At 40.6% G+C, this 13,406-nt stretch carries 13 protein-coding genes and 1 pseudogene; 8 read left to right on the forward strand and 6 right to left on the reverse strand.

The genetic code is table 11. The annotated features are described in order from the left end of the window. Positions 1-39 precede the first annotated feature (39 nt). A complete protein-coding gene (locus ABXG83_RS05990) occupies positions 40-411 on the reverse strand; it encodes a 4-fold beta flower protein (protein ID WP_353550577.1) in 372 nt (123 codons plus the stop codon). A 125-nt stretch (positions 412-536) separates the two neighbouring features. On the opposite strand from ABXG83_RS05990, the pseudogene ABXG83_RS05995 reads away from it, so the two are divergent. Beyond that, positions 537-986: pseudogene (locus ABXG83_RS05995) on the forward strand (FKBP-type peptidyl-prolyl cis-trans isomerase); the annotation flags it as partial. 121 nt (positions 987-1,107) lie between these two features. Here ABXG83_RS05995 and ABXG83_RS06000 read toward each other — a convergent pair. The 3 genes from ABXG83_RS06000 to ABXG83_RS06010 all read right to left on the reverse strand — a co-directional run bounded on the left by ABXG83_RS06000 (position 1,108) and on the right by ABXG83_RS06010 (position 5,067). Next, positions 1,108-2,196: a heavy metal-binding domain-containing protein gene (locus ABXG83_RS06000; protein ID WP_353550578.1), complete on the reverse strand. Its 1,089-nt coding sequence runs from the start codon at positions 2,194-2,196 to the stop codon at positions 1,108-1,110. Between the two features lie 431 nt (positions 2,197-2,627). Beyond that, the gene (locus ABXG83_RS06005; RefSeq protein WP_353550579.1) at positions 2,628-3,938 is read right to left on the reverse strand and encodes a deoxyribodipyrimidine photo-lyase; all 1,311 of its coding nucleotides are present in this window, start codon (positions 3,936-3,938) and stop codon (positions 2,628-2,630) included. A 277-nt stretch (positions 3,939-4,215) separates the two neighbouring features. Further along, complete coding sequence (locus ABXG83_RS06010) at positions 4,216-5,067, reverse strand: aminotransferase class IV (protein WP_353550580.1); 852 nt, start codon at positions 5,065-5,067, stop codon at positions 4,216-4,218. Positions 5,068-5,115: 48 nt separating this feature from the next. Here ABXG83_RS06010 and ABXG83_RS06015 point away from each other — a divergent pair, with 48 nt between their 5' ends. The 6 genes from ABXG83_RS06015 (at position 5,116) to ABXG83_RS06040 (ending at position 11,606) form a co-directional block, all read left to right on the forward strand. Beyond that, entirely contained in the window at positions 5,116-6,219 is a 1,104-nt protein-coding gene (locus ABXG83_RS06015) for a Nif3-like dinuclear metal center hexameric protein (RefSeq protein WP_353550581.1), read from the forward strand. 28 nt (positions 6,220-6,247) lie between these two features. After that, complete coding sequence (locus tag ABXG83_RS06020) at positions 6,248-7,003, forward strand: C4-type zinc ribbon domain-containing protein (protein WP_353550582.1); 756 nt, start codon at positions 6,248-6,250, stop codon at positions 7,001-7,003. A 66-nt stretch (positions 7,004-7,069) separates the two neighbouring features. Next, positions 7,070-8,557, forward strand: a complete 1,488-nt coding sequence (locus ABXG83_RS06025) for a bacterial transcriptional activator domain-containing protein (protein WP_353550583.1) — start codon at positions 7,070-7,072, stop codon at positions 8,555-8,557. 158 nt (positions 8,558-8,715) lie between these two features. Further along, the gene (gene recN, locus ABXG83_RS06030) at positions 8,716-10,392 is read left to right on the forward strand and encodes a DNA repair protein RecN (protein WP_353550584.1); all 1,677 of its coding nucleotides are present in this window, start codon (positions 8,716-8,718) and stop codon (positions 10,390-10,392) included. A 56-nt stretch (positions 10,393-10,448) separates the two neighbouring features. Then, the gene (locus ABXG83_RS06035; RefSeq protein ID WP_353550585.1) at positions 10,449-11,264 is read left to right on the forward strand and encodes an SDR family oxidoreductase; all 816 of its coding nucleotides are present in this window, start codon (positions 10,449-10,451) and stop codon (positions 11,262-11,264) included. 75 nt (positions 11,265-11,339) lie between these two features. Continuing rightward, positions 11,340-11,606, forward strand: a complete 267-nt coding sequence (locus tag ABXG83_RS06040) for a SemiSWEET family transporter (RefSeq protein WP_353550586.1) — start codon at positions 11,340-11,342, stop codon at positions 11,604-11,606. Between the two features lie 128 nt (positions 11,607-11,734). On the opposite strand, the gene ABXG83_RS06045 is transcribed toward ABXG83_RS06040, so the two are convergent. Continuing rightward, positions 11,735-11,956 carry a DUF2795 domain-containing protein gene (locus tag ABXG83_RS06045; RefSeq protein ID WP_026767946.1) on the reverse strand — a complete coding sequence of 74 codons (222 nt, stop codon included), beginning with the start codon at positions 11,954-11,956 and terminating at the stop codon, positions 11,735-11,737. Between the two features lie 143 nt (positions 11,957-12,099). Between ABXG83_RS06045 and ABXG83_RS06050 the strand changes: the two genes are divergently transcribed. Further along, positions 12,100-12,759: an ABC transporter ATP-binding protein gene (locus ABXG83_RS06050; protein ID WP_353550587.1), complete on the forward strand. Its 660-nt coding sequence runs from the start codon at positions 12,100-12,102 to the stop codon at positions 12,757-12,759. A 73-nt stretch (positions 12,760-12,832) separates the two neighbouring features. Here ABXG83_RS06050 and ABXG83_RS06055 read toward each other — a convergent pair whose 3' ends face one another. Then, positions 12,833-13,393, reverse strand: a complete 561-nt coding sequence (locus tag ABXG83_RS06055) for a cob(I)yrinic acid a,c-diamide adenosyltransferase (protein WP_353550588.1) — start codon at positions 13,391-13,393, stop codon at positions 12,833-12,835. Positions 13,394-13,406 lie beyond the last annotated feature (13 nt).

Raw genomic sequence — 13,406 nt, forward strand, 5'->3', positions numbered from 1 at the left:
TCAAAAAAATTGTAAAGCAAACCTCCAAAATCAAAAACCCTAAACCGCCACCGCAGCACTCTCATGATAATGCAGAAAAGAAGCAAACTCATCCCCAGACCAATGATTTTTTTCTTCAATCCAGGTGCAGAGATGATTTTTGACGCCGGTTAATTTTTGCCAGGCTTGTTGTAGAATGAGGGGCTCATTGGAAGGTCTGAGCGGACTGGTGGTGGTTGCCAGTTCAGCAACGATCTCACCACGCATATTGCGAAAAGTATCTTTGAAAAATTTTCCTACCGGAGAATCAGTGGCACCAAATACACAATTACCCAATACCAATCCCAACACACGATCTTGTTCTGTATTCAAAATAATATTGAGGTGCAAATACGCAACGGTTAAACCGTGTTGATCAAGTATAGGTGTCATGGCTGCAGTTAATTAGGGACGCCAATGTATACTTTTCACACAGTTCCTACCTATACTCCTGCAAGACTTAATACTAAGTTTACAATAAGATAACATTAGAACCCAATGTCCCTATTTGTTATTTTCGCAAAAAATTGTATATGGGAGTAGCTGATCAATTAGCACAATTAAAAGCAGAAAAATCTGCTGCCAATTTAAAAGCCGGACAAGATTTTCTGGCCACCAACAAACAAAGAGCTGAAGTAACCGAGTTACCCAGCGGATTACAATACGAAGTACTCACAGAAGGTACAGGTGCTAAACCACAAGCGCACAATGAAGTGACTTGTCATTATCATGGTACCTTGATCGATGGAACGGTATTCGATAGTTCTGTTCAAAGAGGTAGACCTGCCGCCTTCCCACTGAACATGGTCATCAAAGGCTGGACAGAAGGCTTACAACTCATGTCAACCGGAAGCAAATGGCGTTTCTTCATCCCACCCCATCTTGCTTATGGAGATCGTCAGGTAAGCGCGCAGATCGGACCGAATTGCACATTGATTTTTGATGTAGAGTTGATCAGCTTTAGATAGGTTTTGAGCTGCAAGCTTCAAGCTACAAGCTGCAAGTAAGAATATACTTGTGGCTTGTAGCTTAAGCATAGAGTCTATCTTATTGTTATATAAATTATCAATAACATGAATACAAAATTATTTAGAGTAACCCCTCTAGTAATTCAATCTTATACTTGATAAAAGAAATTGCTTTTTGCGCAGAAATATCACTTGCTGAAAATCCGTAAATATCTTTAAAACAACTTGAGCAAGACGAATCAATATCATTTAATTTACCACACTCACAAGTCCACATTTCCTTTTCTTTTGAAGAAAGAAGTTGTTTTTTCATAGTACGGGTCCCTCTCTCAACAAAGAGATTGTTCATCCGATCTAGTATTCCCTTTAAATATTCAATATCAGATTTATTATAGAAAGGCTTATCATAGCATAATAATCTTGTTACCCTTTTTTGCTTATCAAAAGACTCATTATTAAGAAAATCATCAACTCTTTGCAAATCTAATATTTGTAGCTCGCCAACTATCTCAGTTAATCTTAAAGCTAATTTTTCATCATCAGTTTCTGCAATAGTTTTATGTACTAAAAGTGATCTTTCGTCATCAGGCAAGCTATCAATATAGGAGACTAATTTTTTTCTAAAATCATTATATCCATTGGGGTTTTCATTATATGCCGCAATTGATTTTTTAAATTTAAAAATCACATACTCATAAACCTCATGTATATGATTTTGAATGATAAAATCCCAGATATTATCATCTATCTCTAACTTTTTTTGTTCTGCTTGCTCAATTACTTCATTCTTCTTAATAAGCATTTGTAACTTATCAGAACTAACATTGTCGACTTTTAACGAACTTTCAATTTTCTGCTTCTTTTCATGGGCTTCAATAATTACAGCTGTTCCTATTGCTGTTAACATGAACATCGATTTATTTTTACCAGAAATTTCATCAAGATCAATATGTAGACCAACTATACAATTTGCCCCAGCTTCATAAGCAGCGATCTTCAACTTTTCAATTGCTTCATTGTATAATGAAGCTAATTGCTTTTGATATGACCCTGACCTACCACCAAAAAAATCACTGAAAGATGCAAAAAAGTCACTAAAAAAATTTGTACCAGCTACAACATGAGCTGATAAAGGTCTCAAGTATTGTTTAATTGTTATGCCATCTAAAGACGAAGTGGTAGTGACAAGAACATCTCGAGAGTTTAGCATTTTTAAAATTTTAGGAAAGTAAAATACATTAAATATTTAATATATTCAATTACTGTTCTCAATCCTTAGGATGTTAAAGAGAGTTTACAGCTAACAGTTTCACATCCTTCGATTGATACGATAAAAAAGTCATAATACCCTACAGATGATTTGTATCTCATTCTCAGATATTCAAGGTGTAACCCCGATATAAGCCCTATATAAGCCCTTTATAACCCCATTATAAGCCCATCCTTATAGAGAGGTTTTATAGAGGTAACATAGCGTAGTATAATCTTTTATTTACCCTTGGTATGTTCTTGATAGGTAGGATGTAAGTCCCTTAGATAATACTTGTATGGAATAATTGTGAGTTGGGAGCTGCAAGCTTCGAGCCGCAAGCTGCAAGCAAAGAATACACTTGTGGCTTGCAGCTTGTAGCTTGGGGCTCATCACTGTTTCAACGCCTTCGCATAAACCTCCAACACGCGCTTCCTCGCAACATCATGCGGCACGATCGGTTTGGGGTAACTGAATTCATTGAGTTCGGGGATCCACTTGCGGATGTATTTGAGATCCTTATCAAATTTTTCTGTTTGTAAGGCCGGATTGAAGACCCTGAAATAAGGTGCGGCATCACAACCACTGCTGCTGGCCCATTGCCATCCGCCGTTATTGGCCGCGAGATCAAAGTCCAATAATTTCTGTGCGAAATAAGCTTCACCCCAACGCCAGTCGATCAACAAATGTTTGGTGAGAAAAGAGGCCACGATCATGCGAACACGATTGTGCATGTAACCGGTGGTGTTCAATTCGCGCATACCGGCATCTACGATGGGGTATCCTGTTGTGCCATTACACCAATGCGCAAATTCCGCTTCATTGTTTCTCCATTCAATGCGATCGTATTCTTTCTTGAATGACTCCCCTTTTCCTACATGCGGGAAATGCCAGAGAATGGCATGATAAAAATCTCTCCAGATCAATTCATTCACATAAGTATCATTCAACGACAATGCACGCGCTGCCAGTTGTCGGATACTCACCGTTCCAAAACGCAGATGCACACCCATTTTGGAAGTGCCATTCTCCAATGCAGGAAAATCTCTGTTGGCACTATATTGTTTGATAATACTTTCTTGTAATTGCTTACTCGGAAAAGGCAGATCTACTGCTTTGAAACCCATGGAAGCCAATGAGGGTATGTCTTTCACCGACTGCTGATAAAAATGCGCATTGTATTTTTCAACCGGATATGATTTTACATGAAAAGGTTTCAATGCAGCTCTCCATTTTCTTCCATAAGGTGAAAAGACGGTGTAGGGTTTTCCATCATCTTTCACCACTTCCGATTTTTCAAAGATCACCTGGTCTTTGAAGGTTTGGCAACCGATTCCTTTGGATTGTAAGAAAGCAGCGATCGCATCATCTCTTTCTTTGGCATAAGGTTCGTAATCGTGGTTGGTGAAAACGGTTTCGATGTCGTAGACTTCTGTCAACTGTTTGTATACATCCATCGGAAAACCATAATACACTTCCAGACTGCTTCCCATGGATGCCAATTGCGCTTGCATTTCCGAAAGCGCAGCATGAATAAATTCCACACGACGATCTGCTTTGTCTTCGAGTTGATCCAGAATATTACGATCGAATATAAATATGGGTAATACAGGAACACCTGTTCTTAATGCATGGTACAAAGCTGCATTGTCTGTTAAGCGAAGGTCCCTGCGGAACCACATGACCTGTATGCGGGATTTCATGAATTTTTTGTTTTGTAACAGTTGGAGATTTTAAAAGTTTACTTATGGGTAAACTTTTAGTGTAAGACTACTATTAAATATAAAGACACTTAATTTTTTAATTTTTTCGCTCATGGCCGCTGGGCCTCGTCCCTACTTCCAGGCTGCATTGGCCTCTGATTAGATCCGCTTCGCAGGATCTAATCTATCATCGCTTCGCTTGATACCGACCCCAATGAGGCCCGTCCGTAGGGACTGGTGGAAATTATTTTTACGATACTTGCTTGTGTACTGCACTTTAAAGATCATTGCCTGATTTCAACATTTTATAGAAACGAATTGATGTTGCGTTGGTGTAATGACTATTGCCTAACTGTTTCACCCATTTGATGCCGTGGATGGCATTGGTGAGGAATAGTTCGGAGGCTTCTAATAATTCATCGACAGTGATCATGCCTTCTTCTACCGGTATGTTTTCTTTTCGAAGCAGGTGTAACAAATGTCTGCGCATGACACCGTTTACCGGACCTTCTGTTAACGCAGGTGTTTTGATGCTCCCATCTTTCACGATGAATACATTGGCGATGGTAGCATCTGCCACTCGATCATTAGGATTCAGCAGGATGGCATCATTCAGGTGGTTTTCTTTCGCCCATAATGCACCCATTAAATAAGGCAGGTAATTATTGCTTTTGATAGATGAAAAAAGATCGGCTGTTTTTCGTGCGTCTTTATAAATATCAATCACCAATCCATTTTCATTCAATTCCTGTGTAGCAGGTTGTAAAGGCCAGCTTTGGATCAAAAAATACGGGTAATGATTTTGTTCATCATAAATACCACCATCCCCTCTTGTAACAGTAATGCGTACTCGGGCTCTTTTGGCATGTCCGTTTTTTTCTACGACGGATAGGATCTGTTTTGCTAACCAACTGGCATTGCAATAACCGGGCTTTTTAAAATGGAGTGTTTCCAAAGAACTGAACAATCGTTCAAAATGATAATCCGCCAGCATGATCTTTCCATTGAGCACTTTGATGGTCTCAAAACAACCATCACCATAACGATAAGATCGGTTATTGGGAGAGATCAGCAGTTTGTCTGAACGGAGTATTTGTCCATCATAAAAAAGAAAATCGCCTTCACGCATACCATCAATTATAGAATGAAGGTAACTTGCTGATTCGAATCAACAAATATGAAGATCAATGCCATGATACAGGTGCTGGAGCAATTGGCCCCACCTTCCTTACAGGAGAGTTATGATAATGCCGGTCTGATCACCGGATCAGCTTCCTGGGAATGTACCGGTGTGCTCTGCACTCTAGATGCTATCGAAGCCGTAATACTCGAGGCAAAACAAAAAGGCTGTAACCTGGTAGTGGCGCATCATCCGATCGTTTTTGGTGGATTGAAAAAATTGAACGGGAAAAATTATGTGGAGAAAGCCGTGATCACAGCGATCAAAAATGATATTGCCATTTATGCCATGCATACCAATCTCGATAATGTAGCCTGGGGTGTCAACAATAAGATCGCTGATAAACTGGGCTTGATCAACCGAAAGATTTTATCACCCAAACCGGGTCAATTGATGAAGCTGCACACATTTGTGCCGGTGGAACATGCCGAAAATCTGAGAACTGCTCTTTTTACAGCGGGAGCCGGAGAGATCGGGAAATACAGTCATTGTAGTTTTAATGTAGAGGGAACCGGAACTTTTCAGGCCGGTGAGGGAACCGATCCCTTTGTTGGGGAGATCGGTAAAACGCATACCGAAAAAGAGATCAGGCTGGAAGTCATTTTCCCGGTATGGAAACAATCCGAGATCTTATCCGCCCTGTTTCAGGCACATCCTTATGAAGAAGTAGCCTATGACCTGGTGAGCTTAGGTAATGATTATCAAGATATTGGAAGCGGGCTGATCGGAACATTACCCGAGCCCATGGAAGAAACCCAGTTTTTACGGATGTTGGTGACCAGTTTTGGGCTTTCGATGGTCAAACACACCCCATTTTTGGGTAAAAACATCCAAAAAGTAGCGATTTGCGGGGGTGCGGGCAGCTTTTTAACGGGAAAAGCACTATCCAAGGGGGCAGATATCTATATTTCGGCTGATTTCAAGTACCATGAGTTCTTTGATGCCAATGACCGTATGGTGATCGCCGATATCGGTCACTGGGAAAGTGAACAGTTCACAACCGACCTCCTGATTGATGTTTTACAGGCTAAATTCCCTACCTTTGCCGTCCTCAAATCCGAAGTAAAAACCAATCCGGTGAACTACTTCACAGGGGAATAACAATCATACAATAAACCACAAATACAATATGGCTTCCGTTAAAGACTTTTCGGTTGAAGAAAAACTGGTGAATCTGCTGAAGTTGCAGAAGATCGATAGCAAACTGGATGAGATCCAGATTCTGAAAGGTGAACTTCCTATGGAAGTGAGTGACCTGGAAGATGAGATCCAGGGTTTACAAAGCCGTCAGACTCGTATCGAAGAAGAACTCAATGGTATCACTGAATTCATCGAAGGCAAAAAAGCGGCGATGAAAGAAAGTGAAGCTTTGATCGCTAAATATGAGAAGCAAAGTGAGAATGTAAAGAACAATCGTGAATTCGAAGCCATCAACAAAGAGATCGAAATGCAACAGCTGGAGATCAAATTGTGTGAAAAGCATATTCGTGATGCGAATGAAGAGCTGGCTGATAAAGTAAAAGCTTTGGAAGCTGCTAAGAAGCAGATCGCTGTGAAAGACGGTGTATTGAATCACAAGAAAGGTGAACTGGAAAAGATCATTGCAGATACTGAGAAAGAAGAAACACATTTCAGAAAGCAGAGCACAGAAGCTCGTGGACATATCGATGAGCGTTTATTGTACAGCTATGACCGTATTCGTAAAAGCTACCGCAATGGATTGTCTGTTGTACCGGTAGAACGTGATGCTTGTGGTGGTTGCTTCAACTCTATTCCGCCTCAGCGTCAGAGTGAGATCCGTTTACACAAGAAGATCATCGTTTGTGAAAACTGCGGTCGTATCCTTGTAGATGCTGATCTGAATGACAGTGTGGAAATAAAATAAACACTATCTACTTAAAATACTCCGAGAGGACAGCTATTTGGCTGTCCTTTCTTATTTTCGGTCTGCATGAAAACCAGTCTCTCTTTTCTCCTTTCTTTTATCTTCTTTACTTCTGTACATGCACAGAAAGTATATGACTTCAATGGTACTTGTCAACAAGCCTATCAAGAGATCACCAGATTGAAATTGATGAAGGGAGCATCGTTGATCGAAAAAGCCAAACAACAAAATCCCAATAACCTGATCCCTGTTGTACTGGAAAGTTATATCGACTTCCTGACACTGTTCCTGAATGAAAATCCGGAGGATTATAAAATCATGTATCCGCATTTTGCTGAGCGATTGAATTTATTGGAAGAGGGATCCAACACCTCTCCTTTTCATCGTTTTGCGCTCAGTACTGTAAGGGTACATAAAGCTGCCGTAGCGATCAAGTTTGGAAAAACCTGGGAAGCGGGATGGGATATTCGCAGGGCCTGGGTACTGCTGAAAGACAATAAAAAAGCCTTTCCAGCTTTTACTGCGGATGATCTGCTCTATGGCACATTACAAACCATGATCGGTACGATACCGAAAGGATATAAATGGCTCGCTAGTATTTTAGGAATGCGTGGTTCTGTTACCGAGGGTTTGAAGACGGTCAATGCTTTTGTCAACAGTACAGATGTCTATGCAAAGATCTACGCACCGGAAGCACAGTTCATTTATCCGTATCTATTGTTCTATATGGACAATAAAAAAGACCAAGCCATTGCCTTTATACAGCAAAAGAAATTGGACCTGGTCAATAATCATTTACATGGATGGATGGCAGCCAATCTCACCCTGAATAACAAGCAAGCACAATACACCCAACAGATCATTCAGAATAGACATCAGTCTGCTGAATATCTTGATATTCCTATCTGGGATTTTGAAATGGGTTTTGTGAAAATGTATCAATTAAAACCGGAAGAAGCGATCACTTACTTTGAACGATTTTTACAAAAATTCAAAGGCAATTTTTATGTAAAGGATGTGTATGACAAAATAAAACTCTGTTATTACATGATGGGTAATACCACTGCCGCTGAGAGAGCGAGACAATTGGTGTTAAGCAAAGGTGCGACGGATGCAGATGCGGATAAAAAAGCATTGAGAGATGCCAAAGCAAATCATTGGCCGCATTTATTATTATTAAAAGCGCGTTTCCTCAATGATGGTGGTTATCATAAAGAGGCACTGGCACAATTACATGGAAAAACGGAAAATGATTTCTCAAAAGAAGAAGACCGTTTAGAATATGTATATCGAGCAGCGAGGATCTTTGATGATCTGGGAAGAGAAGAAGAAGCGATCAATGCCTATCTGGCTGCAATCAGACTGGGTGAATTCAGAAAAGAATATTATGCTGCACGAGCAGCGGTGCAACTGGGACAGATATATGAAGCGCGTGGACAAAAGGCCCAGGCCATACTCTACTATCAGCGCTGTTTAGATATGGGTGATCATGAATATAAAAACTCATTGGATCAACGTGCTAAATCGGGGATAATGAGATGTAAAGGGGAATGATGGATTGTATAAATTGCAAGAAGATGGCGGATGTCAGATGTCAGATGTCGGATTTAGGATTTATAATGGCAGATATTAGGTTGGATATGGATAGTAGGTAATTATGTAAGTACTAATCAAATCTGAGATCTGCGATCTGACATCTTAAATAACTTTTTATGTTGAACAAACTCACGATACAGAACTATGCGATCATTGAGGAAATCGAGATCGATTTTTCTCAGCGGCTGAATATTATTACCGGTGAAACAGGTGCCGGTAAAAGTATCCTTATGGGGGCATTGAGTTTGATCTTAGGAGAGCGTGCTGATAGCTCAGTGCTCGTTAATACCCAGAAAAAATGTTTTATCGAAGGTGTTTTCTCCATTGATGATAAACCTGAGGTATTGCAGTTTCTTGAATCGAATGAATTGGATATTGATCATGAATTGGTGTTGAGAAGAGAGATCGGCAGTAATGGAAAATCCAGGGCCTTTATCAATGATACCCCCGCTTCTTTACAACAACTTCGACAACTGGCTTCTTTACTGGTAGATCTTCATCAACAGTTTGATACACTCGAATTGGGTGATTCAGATTTTCAACGAGAGGTCATGGATGCATTGGCAGGCAATCAGTCTGTATTGCAAGCATACCAGCTGGTATATCGTGAATGGCAATCAGTCGCAAAACAGTTAACCGAATTAAAAGAACAGAAATCCGCTTTCACCAAAGAAGCAGACTACCATCAATTTCTTTTTGATGAGCTCAATGAACTTGCCTTGAAAGAAAATGAGCTGGAAGAGCTCGATCAGGAACTGAAAGTATTGAACAGCTCTGAAGGAATCAAAGCAGCCCTTACCAAAGTGTATTTCGACTTACGCGAAAGTGAACAACCGGTGGTTACGCTACTCAAACAAATGGTTCAGCAGTTGCAGCCGTTCTCAGACATGCACAAAGATCTTCAGGCATTGATCGAAAGACTACAAAGTACACAGGTTGAATTACAAGATATCGCTTCAGAAACCGATCATATCAATGATTCAGTTGTATTCGATGAACAACGAATCGAATGGATCAATCAAAGACTCACAGAAGGCTATAAACTGTTGAAGAAACATGGCTTACAGTCTACCGGAGATCTGCTGGAACTACAAGCTTCTCTTGCAAAAAAACTAGAAGCTGTATTGAATATCGATGATACCATTCAGCAACTCGAAAAAGAAATGCAGCGATTGCAGGATGAAGCCGATGGTTTTGCCACTCAATTATCAAAAGCAAGAAAAGAACAGATCCAACCACTTGAAACAAATGTGAATCAGTTATTGAAACAAGTGGGTATGCCGAATGCTCAGTTGAAAGTTTCTATTCAGCCCGGTACGCTGCATGTATATGGTAAAGATCAGATCGAGTTTTTATTTGATGCCAATGTACCTGCCGGACAATCCAACACCAGCCATCGATTTGAGCCCATCCGAAAAGTGGCCAGTGGTGGGGAACTGAGTAGATTGATGTTGTGTATCAAATCACTTGTAGCGAAATCCATCAATCTTCCGACCATGATCTTTGATGAGATCGATACCGGTATTTCAGGAGAGGCTGCCAAGCAGGTGGGTATGATCATGAAAGAAATGGCATCAGGCAGACAGATCATCTGTATTACGCATCAGCCGCAGATCGCGGGTAAGGCAGATGCACATTTCTTTGTGTATAAAGAGATCGTGAATGATGCCGTTAAAACAAATATCCGAATGCTGAATCAGGATGAACGTATTACTGCCATCGCAAGAATGTTAAGTGGTGAAAAACCTACCGCTGCTGCATTGGAAAATGCCCGAGAAATGATCATGAATTAGAGATTTAGCTGATATTCTATACATTTACCCCTCAAACATTGACTAAAACAAAGATTATGGCTTATAACCTGCTCAAAGGAAAACGCGGTATCATTACCGGTGCTCTTGATGAAAATTCTATCGCCTGGAAAGTAGCTGAGAAAGCTCATGAAGAAGGCGCCACTTTTGTACTGACCAATGCACCTATCGCAATGCGTATGGGTGAGATCAATAAACTGGCTGAAAAAACCAATTCACAGATCATTCCTGCAGATGCTACCAGCGTTGAGGAACTGACGAATCTATTTACTCAGTCACAGGAAGTATTGGGTGGTAAGATCGATTTTGTATTACACTCTATCGGTATGAGTGTGAACATCCGTAAAAAGATCCCCTATGCGGAATCAAACTATGATTACTTCATGAAGGGTATTGATGTATCCGCTATGTCACTGCACAAGATGTTATCAGTTGCCAGAAAATTAGATGCCATCAATGAATGGGGAAGTGTAGTAGCACTCACTTATATGGCTGCACAAAGAACATTCCCTTTCTATACAGATATGGCCGATATCAAAGCCATGCTTGAATCTATCGCACGTAGTTTTGGTTACCATTATGGATTGGAGAAAAAAGTACGTATCAATACCGTTTCACAATCTCCGACCAAAACCACTGCAGGTACCGGTATCAAAGGTTTTGGCGATTTCTTTGATTTCGCGAATGCGGTTGCACCATTAGGAAATGCGAGTGCAGAAGATTGTGCCAACTATTGTATCACCCTATTCTCTGACCTTACACGTATGGTCACCATGCAGAATCTCTTCCATGATGGTGGTTATTCTACTACAGGCGTAAGCATGGAAGTGATGACGAAATTGGGAGTCGAATAAATTTTTTGATGTCAGATCGCAGATGTCAGATTTTGTTACATCTGCGATCTGATATCTGACATCTAAAAATCAAGTATGAACTGGATCGAAATCATCGGTTATCTGGGTTCCTTTCTTACCTCTATCACTTTTATACCACAGGTGTACAAATCCTGGCAATCAAAAAGTGTAGGTGATCTGAGTATTTGGATGATCCTGATCGTCGTTACCAGTACCATTGTATGGCTGGTCTACGGATTCGCCATCGAAAGCGGCCCTGTCATCGTAGCAAATTTTGTGGTGCTCTCGTTGACACTGCTCTTGCTTTATTTTAAACTTACTTTTAAGAGAGATGGAAGCTAATAGCAAATGGTTCATAGCGTATAGAAAAGAGCTTACTATAAGCTATGAACCATCTGCCATCTTCAAAAAAAATCCGCCATTCATTAAAGAGGCGGATTTTTAAATTCTATTAACCCAAAAACGGGATATCAGTATTCATCTTCATTGAACATGAAGTCTTCCTGACTTGGGTAATCAGGCCAGATGTCTTCTATGCTCTCGTACACTTCTCCCTCATCTTCCAATTCCTGGAGGTTTTCCACCACTTCAATAGGTGCACCACTGCGAATAGAATAATCAATCAGTTCATCTTTGGTAGCAGGCCAAGGGGCTTCTTCCAGGTAACTTGCCAATTCTAATGTCCAGAACATAACTTACCTTTTAATTTTTTGCAAATGTAACCGTATATACGAAACCACCAAATAGCACAGTCCACAGTGTGTAAAGAAATGTTTAAAAATAGGCTGATATGAAGCCCTGTGTCGTAGGTTTGTAGCAAAACAGTGCAGAATTCATGCTAAAAGCAGTAAACATCACCCGAAAATACGGTCAGCTCGAAGTATTGAAAGGCGTAGATATTGAGATCAAAAAGGGTGAAATGGTGAGTATTGTGGGCTCTTCGGGGGCAGGAAAAAGTACATTGCTGCACATTTTGGGTACGCTTGACAAACCCGATTCCGGCTCTATTTGGCTCAATGATCAGTCCATCGATCAGTTAAAAGGAGAAAAATTGGCTGCCTTTCGCAATCTGCATATTGGTTTTGTATTTCAGTTTCATCACTTACTTCCTGAATTTTCAGCACTGGAAAATGTATGTATCCCCGGCTGGATCGCGGGTACTGCGAAAAAAGATGTCAAGAACCGGGCATTGGAATTATTATCGATGTTGGGTTTATCAGATCGTGCAGAACATAAACCCAATCAATTATCCGGGGGAGAACAACAGAGAGTAGCAGTAGCAAGGGCTTTGATCAATCAGCCCGATATCATTTTCGCAGATGAACCCACCGGTAATCTTGATAGCACCAACGCTAAAGAATTACACAAACTCTTTGGTACCCTCAGAGATCAATTCCATCAAACCTTTCTCATCGTCACCCACAACGAAGAATTAGCCGCACTTAGTGACAGGACTTTGTATATGAGGGATGGGGTGATAGTTGATGGGGTATAGCTTATAGATCATGGCTTATTGTTACAGGTCATCTTTTATAAGCTATGATCTATAAGCTATAAGCTATGCACTACTAAACCCTCGGCTTCCAAGCAATCTCAGATACACCGAGATGGTGGCCGATGAAGCGGCTTAGGACGAAGAGATAATCACTTAATCTGTTCAGGTATTTGATCACCAAGGGATCTACAAAAAGTTCATGCTCCTGCATATTCACACAGCAGCGTTCGGCTCTTCTGCATACACAACGAGCAATATGCGTAGAAGAAACAGCAATATGTCCACCCGGCAAAATGAAGAATTTCATCGGAGGTAATATTTCATTCATTTTATCGATCTCTCTTTCGAGAACGGTAATATCAGACTCCTTGAGATCAGGGATCTTCATCAGCGGTTCTTTCTCCGGATCACAAGCCAGAGAAGATCCAATGGTAAATAAACGATCCTGTATTTCTTTTAAGATCGAACGTGTGTGTGGTTCGTCAAAATAGTCTCCCACCAAGCCGATATGAGAATTCAGCTCGTCTACGGTTCCGTAGGTTTCAATACGGATATGGCTTTTGGGCACTTTTGTTCCTCCAATAAGAGAGGTTTTACCCAGATCGCCTGTTTTTGTATATATCTTAAGGGCCATTGTGATAAGTTGT

Origin of the sequence: Sediminibacterium sp. KACHI17 (assembly GCF_040362915.1) — a bacterium.
In the GTDB taxonomy this organism is placed as follows: domain Bacteria; phylum Bacteroidota; class Bacteroidia; order Chitinophagales; family Chitinophagaceae; genus Sediminibacterium.

Bases quoted from the DNA above. Each gene is read 5' to 3' on its own strand.
- ABXG83_RS05990 (WP_353550577.1), bottom strand. From the start codon at position 411: ATGACACCTATACTTGATCAACACGGTTTAACCGTTGCGTATTTGCAC.
- ABXG83_RS06000 (WP_353550578.1), bottom strand. From the start codon at position 2,196: ATGCTAAACTCTCGAGATGTTCTTGTCACTACCACTTCGTCTTTAGAT.
- ABXG83_RS06005 (WP_353550579.1), bottom strand. From the start codon at position 3,938: ATGAAATCCCGCATACAGGTCATGTGGTTCCGCAGGGACCTTCGCTTA.
- ABXG83_RS06010 (WP_353550580.1), bottom strand. From the start codon at position 5,067: ATGCGTGAAGGCGATTTTCTTTTTTATGATGGACAAATACTCCGTTCA.
- ABXG83_RS06015 (WP_353550581.1), top strand. From the start codon at position 5,116: ATGAAGATCAATGCCATGATACAGGTGCTGGAGCAATTGGCCCCACCT.
- ABXG83_RS06020 (WP_353550582.1), top strand. From the start codon at position 6,248: ATGGCTTCCGTTAAAGACTTTTCGGTTGAAGAAAAACTGGTGAATCTG.
- ABXG83_RS06025 (WP_353550583.1), top strand. From the start codon at position 7,070: ATGAAAACCAGTCTCTCTTTTCTCCTTTCTTTTATCTTCTTTACTTCT.
- recN (WP_353550584.1), top strand. From the start codon at position 8,716: ATGTTGAACAAACTCACGATACAGAACTATGCGATCATTGAGGAAATC.
- ABXG83_RS06035 (WP_353550585.1), top strand. From the start codon at position 10,449: ATGGCTTATAACCTGCTCAAAGGAAAACGCGGTATCATTACCGGTGCT.
- ABXG83_RS06040 (WP_353550586.1), top strand. From the start codon at position 11,340: ATGAACTGGATCGAAATCATCGGTTATCTGGGTTCCTTTCTTACCTCT.
- ABXG83_RS06045 (WP_026767946.1), bottom strand. From the start codon at position 11,956: ATGTTCTGGACATTAGAATTGGCAAGTTACCTGGAAGAAGCCCCTTGG.
- ABXG83_RS06050 (WP_353550587.1), top strand. From the start codon at position 12,100: ATGCTAAAAGCAGTAAACATCACCCGAAAATACGGTCAGCTCGAAGTA.
- ABXG83_RS06055 (WP_353550588.1), bottom strand. From the start codon at position 13,393: ATGGCCCTTAAGATATATACAAAAACAGGCGATCTGGGTAAAACCTCT.